Source organism: Autumnicola psychrophila (assembly GCF_031846645.1).
GTDB classification, from domain to species: Bacteria; Bacteroidota; Bacteroidia; order Flavobacteriales; family Flavobacteriaceae; genus Autumnicola; species Autumnicola psychrophila.
On the sequence record NZ_JAVRHN010000002.1, the window covers coordinates 257,347 to 278,746 of the forward strand.

The 21,400-nt window shown below is 39.5% G+C and carries 24 protein-coding genes; 13 read left to right on the forward strand and 11 right to left on the reverse strand.

All coding sequences use genetic code 11. The features are described 5' to 3' along the window. Positions 1 to 2: 2 nt before the first annotated feature. The 5 genes from RM541_RS03645 to RM541_RS03665 all read right to left on the reverse strand — a co-directional run bounded on the left by RM541_RS03645 (position 3) and on the right by RM541_RS03665 (position 4,026). Positions 3 to 290: a type II toxin-antitoxin system RelE/ParE family toxin gene (locus RM541_RS03645; protein ID WP_311498862.1), complete on the reverse strand. Its 288-nt coding sequence runs from the start codon at positions 288 to 290 to the stop codon at positions 3 to 5. Next, positions 280 to 555, reverse strand: a complete 276-nt coding sequence (locus RM541_RS03650) for a hypothetical protein (protein ID WP_311498863.1) — start codon at positions 553 to 555, stop codon at positions 280 to 282. Before RM541_RS03650 ends, RM541_RS03645 begins: the two co-directional genes overlap by 11 nt. 54 nt (positions 556 to 609) lie before the next feature. Next, the gene (locus RM541_RS03655) at positions 610 to 1,962 is read right to left on the reverse strand and encodes an MATE family efflux transporter (RefSeq protein WP_311498864.1); all 1,353 of its coding nucleotides are present in this window, start codon (positions 1,960 to 1,962) and stop codon (positions 610 to 612) included. Continuing rightward, positions 1,962 to 2,996, reverse strand: coding sequence for a ferrochelatase (hemH, locus tag RM541_RS03660; protein WP_311498865.1), 1,035 nt, complete (start codon positions 2,994 to 2,996; stop codon positions 1,962 to 1,964). The genes RM541_RS03655 and hemH overlap by 1 nt, the downstream gene beginning before the upstream one ends. 130 nt (positions 2,997 to 3,126) lie before the next feature. Then, positions 3,127 to 4,026: an AraC family transcriptional regulator gene (locus RM541_RS03665; protein WP_311498866.1), complete on the reverse strand. Its 900-nt coding sequence runs from the start codon at positions 4,024 to 4,026 to the stop codon at positions 3,127 to 3,129. 201 nt (positions 4,027 to 4,227) lie between these two features. Between RM541_RS03665 and hemA the strand changes: the two genes are divergently transcribed. The 13 genes from hemA to RM541_RS03730 all read left to right on the forward strand — a co-directional run bounded on the left by hemA (position 4,228) and on the right by RM541_RS03730 (position 15,187). After that, positions 4,228 to 5,484 carry a glutamyl-tRNA reductase gene (gene hemA / locus RM541_RS03670; protein ID WP_311498867.1) on the forward strand — a complete coding sequence of 419 codons (1,257 nt, stop codon included), beginning with the start codon at positions 4,228 to 4,230 and terminating at the stop codon, positions 5,482 to 5,484. Then, complete coding sequence (hemC, locus tag RM541_RS03675) at positions 5,481 to 6,395, forward strand: hydroxymethylbilane synthase (RefSeq protein ID WP_311498868.1); 915 nt, start codon at positions 5,481 to 5,483, stop codon at positions 6,393 to 6,395. Before hemA ends, hemC begins: the two co-directional genes overlap by 4 nt. A 3-nt stretch (positions 6,396 to 6,398) precedes the next feature. Next, positions 6,399 to 7,046: a uroporphyrinogen-III synthase gene (locus RM541_RS03680; protein ID WP_311498869.1), complete on the forward strand. Its 648-nt coding sequence runs from the start codon at positions 6,399 to 6,401 to the stop codon at positions 7,044 to 7,046. Between the two features lie 53 nt (positions 7,047 to 7,099). Beyond that, the gene (hemE, locus tag RM541_RS03685; RefSeq protein ID WP_311498870.1) at positions 7,100 to 8,128 is read left to right on the forward strand and encodes a uroporphyrinogen decarboxylase; all 1,029 of its coding nucleotides are present in this window, start codon (positions 7,100 to 7,102) and stop codon (positions 8,126 to 8,128) included. Positions 8,129 to 8,193: 65 nt separating this feature from the next. Then, positions 8,194 to 8,625 (forward strand): DUF6973 domain-containing protein, encoded by a 432-nt coding sequence (locus RM541_RS03690; protein WP_311498871.1) that lies wholly within the window; start codon positions 8,194 to 8,196, stop codon positions 8,623 to 8,625. After that, positions 8,622 to 9,524: an oxygen-dependent coproporphyrinogen oxidase gene (gene hemF, locus RM541_RS03695; protein WP_311498872.1), complete on the forward strand. Its 903-nt coding sequence runs from the start codon at positions 8,622 to 8,624 to the stop codon at positions 9,522 to 9,524. Before RM541_RS03690 ends, hemF begins: the two co-directional genes overlap by 4 nt. A 90-nt stretch (positions 9,525 to 9,614) precedes the next feature. Then, positions 9,615 to 10,598, forward strand: coding sequence for a porphobilinogen synthase (gene hemB / locus RM541_RS03700; RefSeq protein ID WP_311498873.1), 984 nt, complete (start codon positions 9,615 to 9,617; stop codon positions 10,596 to 10,598). 233 nt (positions 10,599 to 10,831) lie between these two features. After that, on the forward strand, positions 10,832 to 11,155 hold the full coding sequence (locus tag RM541_RS03705) for a hypothetical protein (RefSeq protein ID WP_311498874.1): 324 nt from the start codon (positions 10,832 to 10,834) through the stop codon (positions 11,153 to 11,155). Positions 11,156 to 11,330: 175 nt separating this feature from the next. Continuing rightward, a complete protein-coding gene (locus RM541_RS03710) occupies positions 11,331 to 11,822 on the forward strand; it encodes a hypothetical protein (RefSeq protein ID WP_311498875.1) in 492 nt (163 codons plus the stop codon). 138 nt (positions 11,823 to 11,960) lie between these two features. After that, positions 11,961 to 13,088 carry a CNNM domain-containing protein gene (locus RM541_RS03715; protein WP_311498876.1) on the forward strand — a complete coding sequence of 376 codons (1,128 nt, stop codon included), beginning with the start codon at positions 11,961 to 11,963 and terminating at the stop codon, positions 13,086 to 13,088. Next, positions 13,024 to 13,515 (forward strand): methylated-DNA--[protein]-cysteine S-methyltransferase, encoded by a 492-nt coding sequence (locus tag RM541_RS03720; RefSeq protein WP_311498877.1) that lies wholly within the window; start codon positions 13,024 to 13,026, stop codon positions 13,513 to 13,515. The genes RM541_RS03715 and RM541_RS03720 overlap by 65 nt, the downstream gene beginning before the upstream one ends. A 10-nt stretch (positions 13,516 to 13,525) precedes the next feature. Continuing rightward, positions 13,526 to 14,671, forward strand: a complete 1,146-nt coding sequence (locus tag RM541_RS03725) for a serine hydrolase domain-containing protein (RefSeq protein ID WP_311498878.1) — start codon at positions 13,526 to 13,528, stop codon at positions 14,669 to 14,671. A 120-nt stretch (positions 14,672 to 14,791) separates the two neighbouring features. After that, on the forward strand, positions 14,792 to 15,187 hold the full coding sequence (locus RM541_RS03730) for a DUF6616 family protein (protein ID WP_311498879.1): 396 nt from the start codon (positions 14,792 to 14,794) through the stop codon (positions 15,185 to 15,187). An 87-nt stretch (positions 15,188 to 15,274) separates the two neighbouring features. On the opposite strand, the gene RM541_RS03735 is transcribed toward RM541_RS03730, so the two are convergent. The 6 genes from RM541_RS03735 to RM541_RS03760 all read right to left on the reverse strand — a co-directional run bounded on the left by RM541_RS03735 (position 15,275) and on the right by RM541_RS03760 (position 21,202). Beyond that, positions 15,275 to 15,928 carry a CoA transferase subunit B gene (locus RM541_RS03735; RefSeq protein ID WP_311498880.1) on the reverse strand — a complete coding sequence of 218 codons (654 nt, stop codon included), beginning with the start codon at positions 15,926 to 15,928 and terminating at the stop codon, positions 15,275 to 15,277. A 43-nt stretch (positions 15,929 to 15,971) separates the two neighbouring features. Next, on the reverse strand, positions 15,972 to 16,325 hold the full coding sequence (locus RM541_RS03740; protein WP_311498881.1) for a four helix bundle protein: 354 nt from the start codon (positions 16,323 to 16,325) through the stop codon (positions 15,972 to 15,974). A gap of 65 nt (positions 16,326 to 16,390) precedes the next feature. Further along, complete coding sequence (locus RM541_RS03745) at positions 16,391 to 17,089, reverse strand: CoA transferase subunit A (RefSeq protein ID WP_311498882.1); 699 nt, start codon at positions 17,087 to 17,089, stop codon at positions 16,391 to 16,393. 111 nt (positions 17,090 to 17,200) lie between these two features. Next, the gene (locus tag RM541_RS03750; RefSeq protein WP_311498883.1) at positions 17,201 to 19,537 is read right to left on the reverse strand and encodes a penicillin-binding protein 1A; all 2,337 of its coding nucleotides are present in this window, start codon (positions 19,535 to 19,537) and stop codon (positions 17,201 to 17,203) included. Positions 19,538 to 19,548: 11 nt separating this feature from the next. Further along, positions 19,549 to 20,040 (reverse strand): gliding motility lipoprotein GldH, encoded by a 492-nt coding sequence (locus RM541_RS03755; protein WP_311498884.1) that lies wholly within the window; start codon positions 20,038 to 20,040, stop codon positions 19,549 to 19,551. Next, positions 20,033 to 21,202, reverse strand: coding sequence for a PSP1 domain-containing protein (locus tag RM541_RS03760; protein WP_311498885.1), 1,170 nt, complete (start codon positions 21,200 to 21,202; stop codon positions 20,033 to 20,035). Before RM541_RS03760 ends, RM541_RS03755 begins: the two co-directional genes overlap by 8 nt. Between the last annotated feature and the right edge of the window lie 198 nt (positions 21,203 to 21,400).

A 21,400-nucleotide genomic window follows, 5' to 3' on the forward strand; every position in this document is an offset into this window, starting at 1 on the left:
GCTTAAGATTTTTTTCTTGGATTTTGCCGAGTGTGGAAAACAGCGAAAACAACAACATTATTATTTCTGAAATCATATACAATTACGTAAGGAAATTTACCTAATCCAATTTCATAAAAACCAGTATCTCTAATTTGGAAATGTTCAGGGAACCGGGAAATATAATTTATCTGTACTTCCAGGTCGTGTAAGAATTTTTCGCCCAAACCGGTTGATTTATTTTCGTACCATTCAACACCTTCTGCAATATCGACTTTAGCTTCTGTTGTAAATAAGACTTTAAAAGCCATGTCTTTTCATTATTTCAGCTTTTACATCAGACCATTCTTTGGTTTCACTTTCATGGCTGAGGTACGACTCATAACGTTTTTTTAATGTCTCTTTCTGATTTTCTGAAAGAAAGGAAACACCTGCTTCTTTGGAATAAGGTTGAGTATCCTCATTTACTTGAGAAGGAAAAGATTTTAAGAGATTATCTACCTCTTTAAGTAACTTTTCATCGTTACAGGCAATAACCTTTTGAAGAAGCTCTATTTTCAACTTATCCTTATTCATATCTCCGGCTTTACTACAAATATAACTAATAAAAGTGATCCGCTGAAGCAGCTTCTAAACAGTGTCTGCTTTGAGTCTTTTTCTTATTTCCCGGTTTAAAAAATACCCGGTAATTATTGTTGAAAGCAAGTCTGCTATCGGAAAAGAAATCCACACTCCTATTTCTCCGTAGAACCTCGGTAAAATTAAAACCAGCGGAATAAAAATAAAGCCCTGCCTTGAAAGCGTAAGTAAAAAAGCAGGTACAGCTTTACCCACCGCCTGAAAATATGCCGCACCTATTAACTGAAGTGCAATGATAGGCGTTGCTGCAAAAACCCAACGCATGGCATCTGGGGTTTCTGCTATAATTGTAGCATTATCAGTAAAAACCGCTACGATTTCTTCAGCAAAAATCATTATTCCGGTAAAAACAAGCAACCCCAAAATAACAGCATAAAGAATCGCTGTGTTTATACTTTTCCGGACCCGGGAATATTTCTTTGCACCATAATTAAATCCGGCAATTGGCAGAAATCCCTGGGTTACTCCGAGTACGGGAAACAGTGCAAACATGAGCATTCGCCCAATAATGGCATAAACCGTAACAGAGTCCTCACCGCCAAGATCAAAAAGAATGTTATTCATCAACAAATAAGTTATACTTACCACCGCCTGTCTGGCAAGGGTGACGAAACCAAGGGAGGAAATTTCCTTAAGGATAGGCCAATCAAATCCGAAATGTGGCCAGCTTATTTTTAATTCTGAATTTTTTGAGAGAAAGAACCAGACCACGTAACCAAGACAAAAAACATAGGAGGCTGAGGTAGCCCACGCAGCGCCAAGCATTCCCATATCCAGCTTAAATATTAAAATATAATCGAGGATAAGATTGCCTACCGAAGGAATTATCATGGCTGCCATTGCATACTTCGGCTTCCCTTCAGCCCTTATCACACTATTCCCCATCATACAGAGCGCCAGGAAAGGCACACCATAAAGGACCACACGATAATAGATTTTGGCAGGTTTAAAGATTTCCCCTTTTCCACCAAATGCCGGAATTAATTCATTTATAAAAACCAACCCGATGATAACCATGGTGACGGTAAGAAGGAGCGTAAGCGTAATTTGATTTCCGAAGGTTTTTAAGGCCCTTTCCTGCTGATCTGCTCCCAAAGCCCTGGAAATAATAGAAGAACCGCCTATCCCAATAGCCATACCCAGAGCGGCTATAAAAAAGGAAACCGGTAACACCACATTTATTGCGGCTATAGCTATGGGGCCAATCCAGTTCCCTACAAAAATAGTGTCTATAAGAATATTCAGTGACATTACCAGGATGCCTACCGAAGCCGGTAAAGCCTGCCGAATCAGTAATCTACTAATCGGCTCATTTCCCAGTGCTGCTGAATTTATTCTTGCCATTATGCTTCCACAGGCTTTTGATAAGCCCATTCATCAATCCACCTGCCAAGAACATTCACCCAGTCCTGGCGATCGTTTAAACAAGGAACAACAGTAAACTCCTTTCCTCCAACTTCATGAAATATTTCTTCGCCTTCCATAGCTATTTCTTCAAGTGTTTCAAGACAATCTGAAACAAATGCAGGCGTAACTATAGCCAGTTTTTTCATTCCCTGATTCCCGAATCTTTCTATAGTCCTGTCTGTATAAGGCTGTAACCACGGATCAAAACCTAATCTCGACTGGAAAGAAACGCTATACGTATTTTCTTTTAATTCCAGGTATTCTGCCACCAGTCGCGTAGTTTCATAACACTGGTGCCTGTAGCAAAACTGATGTGCCGTAGAGGGCGTCTTACAACAGGAACCGTCTATTTTACAATGGGAATTGGTAATATCGCTTTTGCGGATATGCCTTTCAGGTACTCCGTGATAGGAAAATAAAAGATGTTCAAAATCGACATCCTTCAGATTTTCTGAAATACTGTTTGCCAGAGTCCGGATGTAATCGGGATGATTATAAAATGCCGGCACACTGGTAAATTTCATATCCGGAAAATGCTCCTTCCGTAGTTCTTCAGCTAAAACCAGGATAGTTTCTGTAGTGGCCATGGCAAATTGAGGATAAAGAGGAAAGATAAGCACCTCATCTACTCCTTTATCGTGCAGTTCCTGTAATCCCGATAAAATATTTGGTGAACCATACCGCATCGCCAGGGCAACAGGTACAGAGGTGATTTCGTCAATTTTCGACTGCAATCTTTCCGACAATACAATTAAGGGAGAACCTTCATCCCACCAGATTTTCTGATAAGCTTCCGCAGATTTTTTAGGCCGGGTATTAAGAATAATTCCTTTAACCAACAGCGTTCGCGCCCAGTAAGGAACATCTATTACCCTTTCGTCCATCAGAAATTCGCCCAGATATTTTTTTACGTCTTTAGGATCTGTACTATCTGGCGAACCCAGATTTACAAGAAGCACACCTTTGCTCATAATTTTTCATTTTCAGAACAAAAATAGAACTATAATTTGAGGAGCAAACCGCTTGTGCATTATACTTTCTTATTGCTTCATAGAAGAAGGAAACCCCACCTTCTCTTCTTCGGAAATAATTTCAGCGCAACTACGTAGCGGTAGGCAGGGACATCACATATTTCTTAGGAGTAGTCCCGAATTTTTTCTTGAAAGCAGCAATAAAATGGCTGGAAGTGCTGTAACCTATTTTAAGACCAACTTCGTTAACGTTATATTCCCCGCTGTCCAACAATTTTCGGGCATAATCCATCTTGTAATCAAACAGAAAACTATAAACGGAATCTCCGTAAATCTGTTTAAAACCTTCCTTTAGCTTCTTTAAACTCAGATTAATTTCCTCTGCAAGATCCTGCAAAGAAGGTGGCTCTGCCATCCTGGAAATGACAATATCCTTTGCCCTCCTAATCTTCAGAATATTCTCTTCATCACTTAAAAAAGGACATTGCTCCACATCGGGATCTTCTGTCCTGTTAAAATAGAGACTTAGGAGTTCATACGCTTTCCCTTTAAAATAAAGATTTTTAATGCTAGGCGTTAGGTTAAAATTCATCAATTGATTTAGAACTATAGCCATAGACGGTGAAACCGGTGCATCTTTATAATACTTCTTGTCCTGGTTTTCCTTGCTCAGAAAAGTGATATATCCGGCTTCCTGCGAAAACAGTGAGTGAAACTTTTTAATAGAAATCACCAGCGAAATTAGCCAGGAATTTGCTGCAAGTGAAAGGTTTAAAGGTAAACTACGTTGTGGATTGTAAAGCAAAAGTGAATTTTCTTCTACTAATGGAAGCTCATAACTGCTGTTATTAAACATAAATTTGCCATGACCTTTCACGCTAAAATGGAACTGGATAAAACTACTGTCGATATCCCGTGCCATTTTTTTAGTTTCATTTGAGTCATTCTGAAACTTTAGCACGAAAAACCCTTCTTCCACTTTTATTTCCTCTGTTAAACTTCCAGCGGTATTTTTTCCTTCAGCATCCATAGCTTTTCCCGTTCTTTATTTAGAATCAAATCAAATTAGAAGAGTAAAACCCTTTCTATTAGCTACAAAAGTACGGTATTTTCATATTTTGTTCTGCTTTTGACTGATAATTATCATATATCGACACATTTAGTACCTCAAGCGTTACTTTATACTTTTTCTATATATTACTTTTGCTCCTTTATTCTCCTAAACAGGTACATGGAAGATTATCATATTTCTAAAGGAAAACATTTTTATACAATTGGTCTTAGTTATAAAAAGGCCGATGCAGAAATAAGAGGACACTTTAGTTTGGATGACGAATCCAAGAAAAGGTTGCTGCAGCAAGCCAAAGAGGAAGGTATAGACGGCATCCTGATAACCTCTACCTGTAACCGAACAGAAATTTACGGTTTTGCTGAACATCCTTTTCAGCTTATTAAACTTCTTTGTGAACACACCCATGGTACTGTAGAAGAGTTTGAAAAAGTGGCCTACGTTCACAAGAACAAGAAAGCCATTTCCCATATGTTTCGTGTAGGTACCGGTCTTGACAGTCAGATTTTAGGAGATTTTGAGATTATTAGTCAGTTAAGACATGCCTTTGCGCGCTCGAAGGAATTTGACGTTGCAAATCCGTTTCTTGAAAGATTGGTGAATGCAGTGATACAAGCCAGCAAAAAAATTAAGAACGAGACAGAAATCTCCAGCGGGGCAACTTCTGTTTCTTTCGCTTCTGTGCAATATATCCTGAACAACGTAGAGAATGTTTCAGAGAAAAATATTCTTCTCTTCGGAACTGGGAAAATTGGAAGAAATACCTGCGAAAACCTCGTAAAGCATACGCAAAACGATCATATTACTCTTATTAACCGCACAAAAGACAAAGCGGAGAAAATAGCCGGAAAATTTAGTCTTACTGTTAAGGATTATGCAGATTTGCAGGCGGAGATAAGAAAAGCAGACATTCTTATAGTCGCTACGGGCGCTCAGAACCCAACTATTTCCAAAGAACTTATTTACTGTAAAAAAGATCTTCTCGTACTGGATTTATCTATTCCCAAGAACGTTTCGGAAGATGTAGCCGATCTCGAAAATGTGCAATTATTGCACCTCGATCAGCTTTCCAGGATTACTGATGAAACGCTGGAGCGCCGCAAACAATTTATTCCGCAAGCTGAAGCTATAATTTCTGAAGTGGAAGGCGATTTTAACAAGTGGCTGGAAACCAGGAAGTTTGCTCCTACGATAAAAGCTTTAAAAAAGAAGTTGAGAACGATGAAAGATGCCGAACTGGACTTTCAGCGTAAAAAAATAGCCGACTTCAACGATGAGCAGGCAGAAATTGTTAGCAATCGCATTATTCAGAAAATAATGAAGCATTTCGCTAATCATTTAAAAGGAGATTCCAATACTACAGATGAAAGCCTGGAACTTATTCAGAAGGTTTTTCAACTTGAAGAGCTTCAGAAATGAACAAAGTAATTAGAATAGGCACGCGCGATAGCGAACTTGCCCTCTGGCAGGCAAAAACGGTACAGGCCGCACTGGAAAAACTGGGCCACGAAAGTGAGCTGGTTCCGGTAAAATCGACCGGAGACCTCAACCTGGATCAACCACTCTACGAAATGGGAATCACGGGGATTTTCACGAAAACCCTGGATGTTGCCATGATCAAGGATGAGATCGATATTGCCGTACATTCTATGAAAGACGTTCCTACCGCGCTTCCTAAAGGAATTATAGAAGGTGCAGTGATGAAAAGGGCAAATTTCAGCGATATTCTTGTTCATAAAGGACTTGACTTTTTAAATGCTGAAGGAACTATCGCCACCGGAAGCCTACGTAGAAAAGCACAATGGCTCAATAAATATCCCACACATAAGGTTGTGGATCTTCGCGGAAATGTAAATACCCGCATGCAAAAACTTGAAGATAACGGCTGGAACGGTGCCATTTTCGCCGCCGCCGGACTCGAAAGAATCAATATAAAACCTGAGAATTTTATAGATCTTAACTGGATGATTCCCGCTCCTGCCCAGGGCGCGATGCTGATCGTTGTTAAAAAGAAAGACGAATTTTGCCAAAAAGCGGTTTCCGTTTTAAATCACAGAAAAACGGAAATAGCTGTACATATAGAAAGGGAATTTTTGAAGAAATTAGAAGGTGGTTGTACTGCGCCCATTGGTGCACTTGCCACCGTAAAGGCCGATATTGTGCATTTTAAAGGGTCCCTTTTTAGCATAGACGGAAGCAAAAAATTTGAGGTAGAAAAAGAAGTTCCTGTTGATGAAATTGAAGGTTTTGGAGCAGCCTGTGCTGAAGAAATTCTGAATAACGGCGGAAAAGAACTGATGCTGGAATTCAAAAAGGTTATGAAAAAGTAAAAAATGCCAACAATCCTATCCACAAAAGTGCTTTCTCCTTCTCAAAAGCAACTTATTTTAAATTCAGGGTTAGGATTTATAGAATATAACGCTATTAAGATCGATTTTGTAGATTTTGAAGCTGTTTCTATTGAAAATGCAATCATTACGAGTAAAAATGCTGCAAAAGCTATTATAAAAAAGGACATTTTGATTGAAAAATGCTTTTGTGTTGGCGAAAAGACTTCAGTATATCTAAAAGTTCATAATTATAAAGTAGCTGAAGTCGCAGATGATGGTCGAAATTTGGCAAATATCGTCCTTAATAATTACAGCGATCAAAGCTTTACCTTTTTCTGCGGAAATAGACGAAGGGACGAAATTCCTTCAGTTTTAAAAGAGAACCATATCGCTTTTGAAGAAATTGAAGTTTATAAGACAAGCCTAAATTTTCAACAATTTCGGCAGGAATTCGACGGAATCCTGTTTTTTAGTCCGAGTGCGGTACAAAGTTTTACAAAAGAAAATCAGTTGAAGGATTCCATTGTATTTTGTATTGGCAACACGACCGCTTCAGAAGCAAAAAAACATACAGAGAATATAATTACCGCCACAAAACCGAGTATAGAAAATGTGATTGTACAGGCGGTGAAAATTTTAAAGAGCCGATAAAATAAGACCTCACATTTTTAAAACCTGTGAGGTGGTCTACGAAAACTAATAATATGATCAAAAACGACTTATTACTAAAAGCATTAAGAGGCGAAACTGTAGAACGGCCGCCGGTTTGGATGATGCGCCAGGCAGGACGATATCTGCCGGACTTCATGAAACTAAAGGAAAAATACGATTTCTTTACGCGCTGCCGCACGCCTGAACTTGCTACAGAAATTACCGTAATGCCTATACGCCAGGTTGGGCCTGATGCAGCAATATTGTTCAGTGATATCCTTGTGATTCCGCAGGCGATGAATATCGAGGTGGAAATGAAACCCGGAGTTGGGCCATGGCTGCCAAATCCTGTAAGAACTATGGAAGGTGTCAATCAGGTTAATGTTCCCGATGTTCACGAGGAGCTTCAGTATGTTTTTGATGCTATTAGAATGACCAAAAAGGAGCTGAATGATGAAGTTCCACTAATTGGATTTGCCGGTTCGCCATGGACGATCCTGTGTTATACCGTGCAGGGACAGGGCTCAAAGAATTTTGACCTCGCTAAAAAATTCTGTTTCTCAAATCCTGAAGCCGCTCATATTCTGCTTCAGAAAATTACCGATACTACTATTGCATATCTAAAAGCCAAAGTTCAAGCCGGTGTAGACGTTGTTCAGCTTTTTGATTCCTGGGGCGGTATGCTATCCCCTGTAGATTATCAAACCTTTTCCTGGCAATATATGCAGCAGATTATTGATGCTTTAAAAGATGAGGTACCTGTGATCGCCTATGGAAAAGGCTGCTGGTTTGCCCTTAAGGAAATGTCAGAATCTGGTGCTGCCGCGTTGGGTGTAGATTGGACCTGTAGTGCCCGGAATGCACGTTATCTTAGTGGCGGAAGAATTACGCTTCAGGGAAATTTCGATCCGGCAAGGTTATATTCTTCACCTTCAGATATTAGGAAAATGGTGAATCAGATGATCAATGAATTCGGAAAAGATGCTTATATCGCTAATCTCGGACACGGGATTTTGCCGGATATTCCTGTAGAAAATGCAAGGGCATTTGTAGATGCGGTCAAAGAATACAGGCCTGCATAGTGGCAATCTGGAGCAGCCTTAAAAACTTCAGTTTTCGGCAGCTATTGACGCTGTCAAAAGTGTTTATGCTGAAACCGAAGTTTATTGTTCCAACCTTTAAAGCCACAAAAAAGACCATAACAATCTGTGATCAACTCTTTGGAAACGATCATCACAGTAACAACCGGACAAATGCCTTTAGGCATGCCCTGTGGAATTATATGCTCTGCGAAGAGTACCAAAAAGTTTCAATATCTACGGAAATCGCGATGGAATGGAGCAGGAAAGTTACCGATTTACATGAAAACCTAATTCCTAATTCCGAACTTGCAAAGGCTATGGATCTGCACAACAATCAAATAGGCAGAAAACTATTTGAGGAAAGCGCAGCTTCAAAAATTCAAATTATCGACCTTCTAAAAGAGATGATGGAGCATGCGATAATGGTAAAAAATATACAAGAGCTTCAGGAAACAGGCGATAAACTAATCTTTATTGAAAAAAAGACTACCAAATGAAGGATAAGTTTTATAAATATATAGAGAAGCTTCAGGATCAAATCACCTCAAAACTGGAGCAGATAGATGGAAAAGCCAAATTTCAGCAGGATCTTTGGAAACGTGCTGAAGGCGGTGGCGGAAGAACGAGAGTTATTGAAAATGGAGCTGTTTTTGAAAAAGGCGGCGTAAACATTTCGGCCGTTCACGGGCCGCTTGCTCCTGCCATGCAAAAATATTTTAAAGTAGGGGAAGTCGATTTTTTTGCCTGCGGATTGAGCCTGGTGCTACATCCAAAGAATCCGATGGTGCCCACGGTCCATGCAAACTGGCGCTATTTTGAAATGTATGATAAAGAAGGAAAAACAATTGATCAGTGGTTCGGTGGTGGCCAGGATCTGACTCCGTATTATCTTTTTGAAGAAGATGCGGTGCATTTTCATCAGGTTTGTAAAAACGCCTGCGACAAATCAAATCCTAAATTTTATTCCGAATACAAGAAGAGGTGCGATGAATATTTCTGGAATTCCCATCGCGATGAAGCCCGCGGAATCGGAGGTTTGTTTTTCGATTACTGCAAAGCTTCCGAAGAAATGAGCATAGAAGATTGGTATAATTTTGTAACCGAAGTTGGTGATAGTTTCCTTGAAGCTTATGTTCCTATAGTGGAAAAAAGGAAGGATTTACCTTATTCTGAAGCACAACGCAATTGGCAGGAAATACGAAGAGGCCGCTATGTGGAATTTAACCTGGTACACGACAAAGGTACACTTTTCGGCTTAAAAACCAACGGCAGGATAGAGAGTATATTAATGAGCCTTCCGCCGCATGTGCAGTGGGTTTACGACCATCATCCGGAACCTGGAAGCGAAGAAGAGAAATTGCTTGAGGTGTTGAGGGAACCGAGGAGGTGGGTTTAGAGAAAAGACGTTAGACGATAGTCATTAGGCGGTAGAAAGAATCATATTAACAAACTTTCAGCTTAAAGCTGAAAACTTAAAACTTAAACCATGCTAATACGAAATAGAAGATTAAGAACAGGAGAAGCCATTAGAAGCCTGGTAAGGGAGATTGCAATAACACCGAATGATTTTCTTGTTCCGCTTTTTGTGGTGGAAGGTAAAAATGTGAAGGAAGAAATTGCTTCTATGCCCAATTATTACCGGTACAGCCTGGATTTGTTGGAAAAGGAAGTTAAGGAATTATGGAGCCTGGGATTAAAATCTGTCTTGCTTTTTGTAAAAGTTCCTGAAAAATTAAAAGACAATGCAGGTACCGAAGCTTTAAATCCTGACGGACTTATGCAAAGAGCAGTGAAAGCTGTAAAAAATGCAGTGCCGGAAATGCTGGTGATGACAGATGTTGCCCTGGACCCGTATTCTTCTTTTGGACACGACGGGATTGTTGCTGACGGCAAAATCCTGAATGACGATTCTGCTGCTGTTCTGGCTGAAATGTCTCTATCCCACGCTAAAGCAGGAGCTGATTTTGTCGCTCCAAGTGATATGATGGATGGTCGTATTTTCGAAATGAGGAGCTTATTGGAAGATGAAGGTTTCCATGACACCGGAATTATGAGTTACAGTGCAAAATTTGCTTCGGCTTTCTACGGGCCGTTTCGGGATGCACTGGATTCTGCTCCTGTAGACGCCAAAGATATCCCGAAGGATAAAAAAACCTATCAGATGGATCCTGCAAACCGGGACGAAGCGATTAAGGAAACGCTTATGGACATCCAGGAAGGAGCCGATATCGTTATGGTAAAACCCGGTCTTTGTTATCTTGATATTGTACGCGATATAAAGAATGCTGTAAATGTTCCCGTTGCAGTGTACCAGGTTAGTGGCGAATATGCCATGATAAAAGCTGCCGCAGAAAAGGGTTGGCTCGACCATGATGCTGTGATGCTGGAGCAAATCACTTCCATAAAACGCGCCGGTGCCAATATGATCGCGAGTTATTTTGCTAAAGACGTAGTAAAACTAATTTCCTGATTAAAAACATCGAAAATTGGAAAAACAGGCCCTGCATTATTTTTGCAGGGTTTTTTCATAGCTGAAGTTTACTGGGAACATGAACAGAAAATATATCACTTTTAATACTTTCTGCAGTCCCCTTCAGGAAAGCAAAGGCCAAAAATAATATAGGTCAAAATTGTACAACGAATTCTCTTTCTGTGTACATTTGAACCGTGAAATTCAGGAAGTTAAATAGCGCCCTTTCATTTTTGCTGATTGTGCTTTACAGCACCTTCAGTACTCCTGCTATTGCATTTACTTTAGCTCCTGAAGAAGATACTTCGGAATTCAGAAGTAGCGAAAATCTTCAATCAAATCATAGCAACCGTTCACTATTTTTTCAGGAATTTTCTGCAGACTTATCTCCGGAGATCACCAGATATTTTCCGGTGGACTTGGGCTTCTTGTCAAAATTTAAAGAGCCCGGTTTCTTTTCAGATAAAAGTTTTGAAGAATTTGCCTCCTGGGTTTATCTTCAGGATAAAAAAAGCCTGATTAAAAATCAAATTTTTCCATTCCACATCTTTTGGTGAACAAATGAATTCCGAAAATCGCCTTTGATGTTTTAATAACAGCAAAAGAGCTCAAAAAATTCATTTAAAAATTCTGGATATTTCCGGATCTCATAAAACAAGAGAATCCCGATCAATTCAGCTTAAGGCGGTCAGATTTTCTGATGCCTTACAAATTCACTAAAAAAACATAACAATGGATACAACATCAGTGATTATCGGCAGTATTCTGCTACTCCTCTTTGTAGGGCCAATTCTTTATGTAATATACCTGCAATCTTTAAAAGACAAAAAGCAATTAAAGATTCTAAATGAAGAAGGAGCACGTCAAAATCTAAAATTTGACCATACCGAAATTTCCAACTCACTCCTTCTAGGGCTTGATACCCGCGAGAAAAAACTTGTTGCGATAGAACCTGACAATGAATATAAGACGACTATAATTGATCTGTTACATATAAGCGACAGCAGGATTTTAAAGAAAGTGATTCCAAACCCATCAAGCTTTAAAGATCGTGAGAAGATTATGCAGGTAAGTATTGAACTTATGGAAGCTCATGGAGTAGAAAAAAAGACTTCCCAAATCCTTTTCTATGATGAAGACGGCAGGGATAGTGAGGACGTAGGTAGCCGACTTACAACTGCACTTAAATGGGAAAAACTTATTAAAACCAGTCTTTCAGCATAAAAACATTTATTTGGTATTAGATAAGGCTGTTAACTCCTACGAATTAACAGCCTTTGCTTTTAGATGTTTTAGGATTTCTTTATTTCATGTTGTGCTAAGAAATGGTAACTTAGGACCTCAAAAACAACCGGGAAACCAATGGGATTACTTATTCTTTATGCTGTTCTTTCAATCTTTTTCTCATTTCTCTGTTCTCTGTTGGAATCAGTCCTGTTAAGCATTACACCTACCTACATACGTGTTAAGTCTAAAGATGGGAAACAGTACGCCAAAACACTGCAAAATTTTAAACAAAATATTGACCAACCTTTAATTGCCATTCTTACAGTTAATACGATTGCTCATACCGTAGGTGCGATTTTAGTTGGCGTCCAGGCCGAAAAAGCTTTTGGTGATGGCGGAAATGCGGTAGGAATAGTTTCTGCTATTATGACTATGGCTATTTTAATTATTTCAGAAATTATTCCGAAAACAATTGGAGCAACCTATTGGCAATCTTTAGGGAACTTTACTGCAAAGACCTTAAAAATCATGATTTTTCCGCTTCGTTATACCGGAATTTTATGGTTGATGATGCTTTTTACAAAATTAATAGGAAAGTCAGCTCACGTAAGCACGATGAGCCCGGAAGAATTTATAGCCATTACAGATGCTGCAGAAGAAGAGGGGATGCTAAAGGAAAGTGAAACCACGGTAATTAAAAATTTACTGGTTTTTAAATCGGTTGAAGCAAAAGACGTAATGACACCATTTTCTGTCGCAGTTACTGAAGATGAAACAACAACTATTGAAAAATTCCACCGTAGTCACAAAAATCTAAGATTTTCACGAATTCCGATTTATAGTAACAAAGTGAATAACATCACCGGATTTATCCTCAAGGATGAAGTGCTGGAAGAAATGATTGAAGAAAGAGGTAGTGAGCCTCTGAAGGTTTTAAAGCGTGACATTTCGGTCACTAATGCCAGTACTCCAATACCGGAACTTTTTGAAATCTATGTCCAGCAGCGGACCCACATGTCCATAGTTGTAGATGAGTATGGTAATACTGTAGGACTTGTGACAATGGAGGATATTATAGAAACACTCCTGGGACTGGAAATAATGGATGAGAGCGACAATATTGAAGATATGCAGTTGCTGGCCAGACAAAATTGGGAACGAAGAGCAAAAAGGCTGGGGCTTATACAACGTAAGGATAATGAAGACACTACTGAAGAAGGAGACAACCCACCTGAAGACTCCGCTGGGAACAGTAAAGATTAGCGGAGACGAAGAGGGCATTTCAGAAATAAGATTTACTGAAAGTACTAAAAAGGTTTCAGAAGAAACACCTTCTTTACTACTTCCGGCAGTACAAGAATTAAAAGCTTATTTTGAAGGAGATCTCAAAGTGTTTAATTTAAAGCTAAATCCCGCCGGCACAGCTTTTCAAAAGAAAGTGTGGAAACTTTTATATGAAATTCCTTATGGCAACACGATCTCTTATCTGGAATTATCCAAAAGGATGGGGGACATAAAAGCAATTCGGGCAGTGGCAGCTGCAAACGGAAAAAACCCATTATGGATTATAATTCCCTGCCATAGAGTTATTGGCAGTAATGGTTCGCTTACAGGGTATGCAGGAGGCCTGGAGCGCAAAAAATGGCTTCTGGAACACGAAAATCCTTCCCTTCAACAATCCCTGTTCTAGAAACTAAGCAATGAATAAAATACTGAAAATTGTAAGTTTTATTGGTGCATTTGTTCTTATTGCAGTACTGCTACTTTATCTTTTGGAATATACCTATTTACTCCGGGGTATTCAGATAACTTACCTTCAGGGGCACACAACTGCTTATATTGATGATTATACTGAATTTGCAAACAGAAGAATTCCAGCTTCGGAACAATCTCAGCCCTGGCCCAGCCATGCGAATTATAATGAAGTAAAAGCCACTGAACAATTAGAGGAATTAAATGCAGAACTGGGAACAGCAGCGTTTCTGATTATCAAAAATGACAGTATCTGGTTTGAAAAGTACTATCAGGATTACGGCCCTGCCTCTAAAACCAATTCCTTTTCCATGGCTAAAAGTATTGTTTCGGCACTACTGGGAAAAGCAATTCGGGAAGAACATATTGAAAGTCTGGAACAACCTGTTGCAGATTTTTTTCCCCGGTTTGATCAAAGCTTAAAAGTGGGAGACCTTGCATCTATGGCTTCGGGATTAAACTGGAATGAAAATTATTACAACCCTTTTGGAATGACCGCTGAAGCTTATTTTGGCGACGATATTCAGGAACTTATTCTGGACCTTGAGGTTACAGAGAAACCGGGACACGAATTTAAATACCTTAGCGGTAATACCATTTTACTGGGTATGGTATTAGAAAAAGCTACAGGAATTCCACTTTCAGAATATCTTAGTAAAAGCTTCTGGAAGCCGCTCGGGATGAAGCACGATGCATTATGGCAGCTTGATAGCCGTGAGAGCGGAATGGAAAAAGCCTATTGCTGTATAGCTTCTAACCCAAGAGATTTTGCAAAGATCGGAAGGTTATATAAGAACTATGGACGATGGAATGGACAGCAGATTTTAGATTCTTCTTATGTTGCCCGGTCCATTAAACCGCGTTTTGAGGAAAGTCCGCAGTATGGCTATGGCTTTTGGCTGAGCGAGTATAAAGACAAAGATTTTTTTTATATGCGGGGGATCCTGGGACAATATGTTGTCGTAATTCCTGAAGATGATTTAATTATCGTTCGTCTGGGCCAAAACTTTATAAAAAAAGAGGATGACCAAGAACATTCTCCGGACCTCTTCAGATATATCGAGGAAGCTTACAAAATGCTGGAAACATGGTAAACTTAGCTCTCCCACCTGTCCAGATCAAAAGAGGAAGGGCCGAAATAGGTTATATACAACATTAACCCACAATACTTTAGCTTAATTTTAATGCTATTTATCATTTAGAATTCTTAGATTATGGAAGAACAACTAAAAATTTATGGTATGTACTTATATGTCGAATTATGGAATGTCACCCAAAAGTGGATAGATCTGTCTAAAGATGAAAGACGTTCTTTCTTAAACCAGGTAAATGACGGAATAAAGAAATTAACTAACGCAGGAGTTGAGAATATTGGTTGGGCAATGAATGATGAACATACACCTCATAGAAGCGATTACCGTTACATGGCAGTTTGGAAAATGCCTTCACGGGACTATGTGGAAAAATTGGAAAAAGCTATTTCAGATTCTGGTTGGTATGATTATTTTTCGCAGGTTAACAGCAGAGGTGAAATAATACCTTTAGACCAGGCAATGGAATTTATGATCAATTTAGAGGCTAACGCTACAGGAATAAATGAAGGAGGTTAAATCGCCTCCCTGTGATGCTATTTCGACTTTTTCTTCTTTTTAAATTCATTGCCGAATAAAACCAGCTGAATCTTCAGTGGGAAAAAGTTATAATTGCATCTCCGGGATTTCCCCTTCAACAATTAGCTTTCCGGCCGTTGCTGCTTGGATATCTTCTGTACTGACTCCCGGAGCTCGTTCGAGAAGCTTAAAACCATTTTTTGTAACCTCAAGCACAGCCAGATTGGTCACAATTTTTGTGACGCAGCCGACCCCTGTGAGCGGTAGTGTACATTTAGAAAGTAATTTAGATTCTCCGGCCCTGTTGGTATGCATCATAGCCACTATAATATTCTCTGCGGAAGCAACTAAATCCATCGCGCCTCCCATTCCTTTCACCATTTTCCCCGGAATTTTCCAATTGGCTATATCACCGTTTTCCGCAACTTCCATTGCTCCCAGGATGGTTAGATCTACATGCTTACCACGGATCATCCCAAAGCTCATAGCCGAATCAAAGAAGCTAGCACCGGGAAGTGCAGTAATGGTTTGCTTCCCTGCATTTATAAGATCGGCATCCTCACTTCCCTCTATGGGAAAAGGCCCCATCCCCAGAATTCCGTTTTCACTCTGAAATTCCACCTCTATATCGTCCCGAACAAAATTGGCGACCAGTGTGGGAATTCCAATTCCAAGATTGACGTAATATCCGTCCTTAACTTCTTTTGCTATTCGCTTCGCGATTCCTTCTTTGTCTAACATTCCATTTAATTTGCTAATTGACCAATGTAAAAATATACTAATTCTACCTAGTTAAATTTTTTTTACTTGTACTAACAATTTTATACATGATAAGGCCCATCTCATCTATCCTTGTTTTTAATTCAGGATTAAAGGGATATGAATCAGCTTTCTCGCAAAGGACTAACCAGTATTTAACTTCTTCCAATTCCTTTAAGGCAATTTTTATCTTATGAATAAAATCTATTCTACTCTCTGCGTTCTGCGCCTCATGTATATTTGCACCTATACTTGTTCCAGATTTTAATAACTGATTTGCAATTACATATTTACGCTTGCGTTCCAAAATTTCACAAAATTCAATAATGACCAAAGAAAACTCAATTGATTTTTCCAGTATCGGATTTTTTCTTTCCATTGATACATTTCTAAATTTTTACATTTTGTTTGGAAACGAAATCCTCAAACTGCCAAATTTTAACATTACCTTTCCCGTACCGTCCTTTTCTCAATGCGCTTCTCATAATTCTTCCCTTCAAAGATCCTTTGTACAAATATTCCCGGAATATGGATCTGATTTGGATCGAGTTCTCCGGGCTCCACCAGTTCTTCTACTTCTACAACTGTAACTTTTGCAGCACCACACATTAAAGGATTAAAATTTCTCGCAGTTCCCTTGAAGATAAGATTACCTGCTTTATCCCCTTTCCATGCTTTTACTAAAGAGAAATCTGCTTTAAAAGCCTCTTCAAGCACATGCATTTTTCCGTCAAACTCCCGGGTTTCTTTACCTTCGGCAACTTCAGTTCCATAACCGGCAGGGGTATAAATAGCAGGAAATCCCTGCTGAGCTGCCTGGCATCTTGCTGCCAGAGTGCCTTGAGGAATAAGTTCTACTTCCAGTTCACCGCTAAGCATCTGTCTTTCAAATTCAGCATTTTCCCCCACATAAGAAGATACCATTTTATCAATTTGTTTCTTGTGAAGTAGAAGTCCAAGGCCAAAATCATCGACTCCGGCATTATTGGAGATACAGGTAAGATTCTTAATGTTGAGCCGTACAAGCTCAGAAATGGAATTTTCGGGAATCCCACTAAGGCCAAATCCTCCCAGCATCAAAGTCATTCCGTCCTTAACTCCCTCTAAGGCTTCCTCTACATTAGCTACAGCTTTTCGAATCATCTTCTAAAATTTTTTATTCAGAAAAATACGAAAATAAAATAGCTGTAACAATGCGAAAGCCACAGTAAATTAAGATATCAGAAAAAACAGATGCAAATTTTTAATTTAATTCTAAAAATCCAGTTCATCGGGAACATCACTATCAGGGTCATTAGAACCTACATAGTTGTTACAATTCACTTCAATAGTAAGATCTTCAGGTTTAGGAAATTCTCCTTTGGAAATATTTAGCGCATCATCTGCATAAACGTCCTTCATGTACATTCCCCAAATAGGCAGCGCCATAGTCGCTCCCTGTCCATAAGTTATAGTTGGAAAATGGACAGATCTGTCCTCTGCTCCAACCCAAACGCCGGTAACCAGGTTAGGAACCATGCCCATAAACCAGCCATCACTCTGGTTTTGGGTAGTTCCCGTTTTTCCCGCAATTGGAATACTGGTATCGAAATTATAAGGATAACCCGTAACAGCACGCTTATAATGATCCAGGTTAGTCGCATAGTTACCTCTTAATCGAACTCCAGACCCAGATTGGGTCACGCCTTCTAAAAGATTAACGGTTACATAGGCAGCTTCCTTGCTAAGCACGTCGCGTGTCTGCGGAACATTCTGATACAAAACAGTTCCGTTTTTATCTTCTATTCTATTAACAATAACAGGTTTTACATACACACCCTCGTTGGCAAAAGTACTGTATGCAGAAACCATTTCGAATAAACTTAAATCTGGAGTACCAAGCGCAATAGAAGGTACTTCAGGAATATTTTCAGTATCTATTCCCAGCTTGTCCAGCAAGTCTATTACAGGTCTGGGGCCGGTTTTATCAATAAGCCTCGCAGTCACTGTATTTACAGAATTGGCAAGCGCATCTTTTAAGGAAATCATACCTACATAACTGTCGGCATCGTTTCCGGCGTTTTGAGGTGACCAATCTTTAAGCAGTCCATACTTTCCCTCTTCTATAGTAAACCTATTCTTCGGAAGCGTATCACAAGGGGATAATTTTAATTGATCGATCGCTGTAGCATAAACAAAAGGTTTAAAGGTAGACCCAACCTGGCGTTTCCCCTGTTTAACATGGTCGTATTTAAAGTGTTTAAAGTCGGTCCCTCCTACCCAGGCTTTTACTTCCCCGGTTTGCGGTGTTATAGACATCATTCCTGCCTGGAGAAAAGATTTATAGTAAAAAATCGAATCCCGTGGCGTCATAACGGTATCTTTTGTGTGGTTAGGACTGGTCCAGTCAAAAACACGCATTTCCCGCTCTTTATCAAAAGAAGCAAGGATTTCATCTTCAGGTATATCTTTTGCCTTCATCTCCTTCCATCTCACAGATCGCTTAATGGCACTGTTCACAATCTGCTGAACTTCGCTTTCATCCACATCACGGAAAGGTGCCGTAGGATTATTTTTGTTTTGTCGTGTAAATTCCTTCTGAAGATGTGAAATATGTCGGTCTACAGCTTCTTCAGCATATTCCTGCATTTTTGAATCTATACTGGTATAAATCTTTAAACCGTCACGGTAAATATTATATTCTGAACCATCTGGCTTCGGGTTTTCATCAATCCATTCACCAAGAAAGCGCTGTACATAAGCCCGAAAGTAAGTTGCCATTCCCTCATCGTGCCCTTCAGGAGAAAAATTTAATTTAAGTGGAAGGGACTGTAGCGAATCCTTTTCTGAAGGAGTCAAATACCCATTCTTTTCCATTTGTTTAAGCACCTGATTTCTCCTTCTAAGCGCATTATCTCTGAACTCTTCCTTTGCAGGATTATATAAAATTGGATTTTTAAGCATCGCTACCAGAACGGCAGCTTCTTCAGTTTTTAATTCCTTTGGCTCCTTTCCAAAGTAAATCCTTGAAGCCGAACGAATTCCCACCGCCTGGTAAAGAAAATCGTACTTATTTAAGTACATAGTAATAATCTCCTGCTTGGTATATTGTCTCTCCAATCGCGTGGCAATAACCCACTCTTTAATCTTCTGGAAAACACGTTCTACTTTATTATTGGGAGTATCAGAAAACAGCAATTTTGATAACTGCTGAGTGATGGTACTCGCACCACCTCTTGATCCTAAGTAAGCCACAGCACGAAGTGTACCGCGGGCATCAATCCCGGAGTGGTGATAATACCTTTCATCTTCTGTAGCTACTAGCGCTTTTACAAGGTTTTCTGGTAAATCATCGTATTTTACCGGGGTACGGTTTTCATTGTAATATTTGCCAAGGGTTTTTCCATCGGAAGAAAAAACTTCTGTCGCCAGGTTTGTTTCAGGATTTTCGAGCTCTTCGAAAGTTGGCATTTTACCAAATGCACCCCAGCCAGCCATTAAGAAAAGGATAATTACAAGAAGAATTCCTATTCCAAATATGCTCCAGAAACCAATGATATAAGAGGTTTTGCTTTTTTTAGGAGCTGCTTTCTTTTTTTTTGACGTAGCCATTTACTTTATAACTATTGCTGTGCGCTATGCTCTATGCGAAAGCCCACATGGGTAATACCTTCTAAATTTTCTATTCCTTCCACTTCACCATTTTTTCGCATGGCTTGTTTTATGCGGACTTCATACTCACCCGGCTCAGGAAAACGTACATTTTCCCTGTACCAAAGTTTACTTTCCTTTACATCACCAAAACCCGTACCAAGCCATGTTCCATCTGGCGCAGCCATGACATATTCCAGCGTATCGGTAATCACCTTTCCATACGGAAACTCAATTTCGCTAATTAAGAAAAGGTTACTGTATTTATATTCACTGTTATTTCTGATGTTCAAAAAAAGATCGTATGTCTCCAGAGAATCCAGTTCATTTACCCTAAACGCAACAACAGAATCTTTATTCCATGTAGAGACCGGTTTATATTCATCAAAAACACGGTCTGAATCACAGGAATACAGACCTAAAAAAGAAAAAGCCGTCAACAGTAAAAAAAGACCTTTACGCATTTTTTGAAGGTTTACCTTTCCTCTTCTTTCTTTTCTTATTTCTTCTTTTTCCTGTAGAAGCTTTTGGATTATCAAAACGTGTAAGACTGTCCTGCCCAACTACGTTATTGAAATCGGGCTTCTTATTGTCTTCCAGCTGTAATACCACTTCATATTCTTCCAGGCTGCCAACCGCTTCTTTCTTCTTATTGGAAACGATAATTTTATTAGCCTGTTCTGCAGTTAATTTATGCCAGTTCATCCATTCCCCTTCGTAAGCATACCAAAGTACCCCCTGAAAAATGTCAATTTTCTGGCATACTGCGATGCCTTTTTTCGTGTAAAGTTTAGTGTCTGTTCTTGGAAAAGATTTTAAAGCTTCAAGATAAGTATCAAGTTCATAATTAAGACAACACTTCAGTTTACCACACTGCCCCGCAAGCTTTTGCGGGTTAAGTGAAAGCTGCTGATATCTTGCTGCAGAAGTGCTAACAGACCTAAAATCTGTTAACCAGGTAGAACAGCACAATTCCCTTCCGCAGGAGCCAATACCGCCTAATCTTGAAGCTTCCTGGCGCAGGCCAATTTGCCTCATTTCAATCCTGGTATTAAACTCTCTTGCGAATTCTTTAATTAGCTGCCGAAAATCTACACGATCGTCTGCAGTGTAATAGAAAGTTGCTTTTGAAGCATCCCCCTGAAATTCGATATCACTAATTTTCATCTGAAGATTAAGACGGATAGCAATTTCCCGCGCTCTAACCTTCATTTTATCTTCCCTGTCCCGTGCTTCCTGCCAAACATCAATATCCCGCTGCGAAGCTTTGCGATAAACTTTTAAAACCTCGTCACTATCTGGTGCGACTTTCTTCTTCTTCATTTGAACCCTTACGAGTTCCCCTGCAAGGCTAACCATCCCCACATCATGACCCGGCGAAGCTTCTGTCGCCACCACGTCACCCATACTTAGGCTAAGATTCTCGGAATTTCTGAAGAAATGTTTTCTCCCGTTTTTGAAGCGTACCTCAACAAAATTAAAGGGTTCTTCGCCATTAGGGAGAGACATATTGGAAAGCCAGTCAAAAACAGTAAGTTTATTACATCCGTCTGTTCCGCAGGTTCCGTTATTTTTACATCCTTTCGGCTGACCGTCTTTACCGGTCGAGCAACTGGTGCAAGCCATAAATTTATATATATTGTAGGTAGCTGCCTTCTAAATCTGCAATTTGATATGCTCTAAAATTTAACATTCTGCATCTCCGGTTAGCCTGTTAAGTGAAACTTTAACGGTAACCTGATGCAAATCTTTCGGCACCACCTTTAGATTAGTAAAAAATATTAAGAGTAAAGATACCAATATTTATTGGCACTACCATTTATG

Bases quoted from the DNA above. Each gene is read 5' to 3' on its own strand.
- RM541_RS03645 (WP_311498862.1), bottom strand. From the start codon at position 290: ATGGCTTTTAAAGTCTTATTTACAACAGAAGCTAAAGTCGATATTGCA.
- RM541_RS03650 (WP_311498863.1), bottom strand. From the start codon at position 555: ATGAATAAGGATAAGTTGAAAATAGAGCTTCTTCAAAAGGTTATTGCC.
- RM541_RS03655 (WP_311498864.1), bottom strand. From the start codon at position 1,962: ATGGCAAGAATAAATTCAGCAGCACTGGGAAATGAGCCGATTAGTAGA.
- hemH (WP_311498865.1), bottom strand. From the start codon at position 2,996: ATGAGCAAAGGTGTGCTTCTTGTAAATCTGGGTTCGCCAGATAGTACA.
- RM541_RS03665 (WP_311498866.1), bottom strand. From the start codon at position 4,026: ATGGATGCTGAAGGAAAAAATACCGCTGGAAGTTTAACAGAGGAAATA.
- hemA (WP_311498867.1), top strand. From the start codon at position 4,228: ATGGAAGATTATCATATTTCTAAAGGAAAACATTTTTATACAATTGGT.
- hemC (WP_311498868.1), top strand. From the start codon at position 5,481: ATGAACAAAGTAATTAGAATAGGCACGCGCGATAGCGAACTTGCCCTC.
- RM541_RS03680 (WP_311498869.1), top strand. From the start codon at position 6,399: ATGCCAACAATCCTATCCACAAAAGTGCTTTCTCCTTCTCAAAAGCAA.
- hemE (WP_311498870.1), top strand. From the start codon at position 7,100: ATGATCAAAAACGACTTATTACTAAAAGCATTAAGAGGCGAAACTGTA.
- RM541_RS03690 (WP_311498871.1), top strand. From the start codon at position 8,194: ATGCTGAAACCGAAGTTTATTGTTCCAACCTTTAAAGCCACAAAAAAG.
- hemF (WP_311498872.1), top strand. From the start codon at position 8,622: ATGAAGGATAAGTTTTATAAATATATAGAGAAGCTTCAGGATCAAATC.
- hemB (WP_311498873.1), top strand. From the start codon at position 9,615: ATGCTAATACGAAATAGAAGATTAAGAACAGGAGAAGCCATTAGAAGC.
- RM541_RS03710 (WP_311498875.1), top strand. From the start codon at position 11,331: ATGGATACAACATCAGTGATTATCGGCAGTATTCTGCTACTCCTCTTT.
- RM541_RS03715 (WP_311498876.1), top strand. From the start codon at position 11,961: ATGGGATTACTTATTCTTTATGCTGTTCTTTCAATCTTTTTCTCATTT.
- RM541_RS03720 (WP_311498877.1), top strand. From the start codon at position 13,024: ATGAAGACACTACTGAAGAAGGAGACAACCCACCTGAAGACTCCGCTG.
- RM541_RS03725 (WP_311498878.1), top strand. From the start codon at position 13,526: ATGAATAAAATACTGAAAATTGTAAGTTTTATTGGTGCATTTGTTCTT.
- RM541_RS03730 (WP_311498879.1), top strand. From the start codon at position 14,792: ATGGAAGAACAACTAAAAATTTATGGTATGTACTTATATGTCGAATTA.
- RM541_RS03735 (WP_311498880.1), bottom strand. From the start codon at position 15,928: ATGTTAGACAAAGAAGGAATCGCGAAGCGAATAGCAAAAGAAGTTAAG.
- RM541_RS03740 (WP_311498881.1), bottom strand. From the start codon at position 16,325: ATGGAAAGAAAAAATCCGATACTGGAAAAATCAATTGAGTTTTCTTTG.
- RM541_RS03745 (WP_311498882.1), bottom strand. From the start codon at position 17,089: ATGATTCGAAAAGCTGTAGCTAATGTAGAGGAAGCCTTAGAGGGAGTT.
- RM541_RS03750 (WP_311498883.1), bottom strand. From the start codon at position 19,537: ATGGCTACGTCAAAAAAAAAGAAAGCAGCTCCTAAAAAAAGCAAAACC.
- RM541_RS03755 (WP_311498884.1), bottom strand. From the start codon at position 20,040: ATGCGTAAAGGTCTTTTTTTACTGTTGACGGCTTTTTCTTTTTTAGGT.
- RM541_RS03760 (WP_311498885.1), bottom strand. From the start codon at position 21,202: ATGGCTTGCACCAGTTGCTCGACCGGTAAAGACGGTCAGCCGAAAGGA.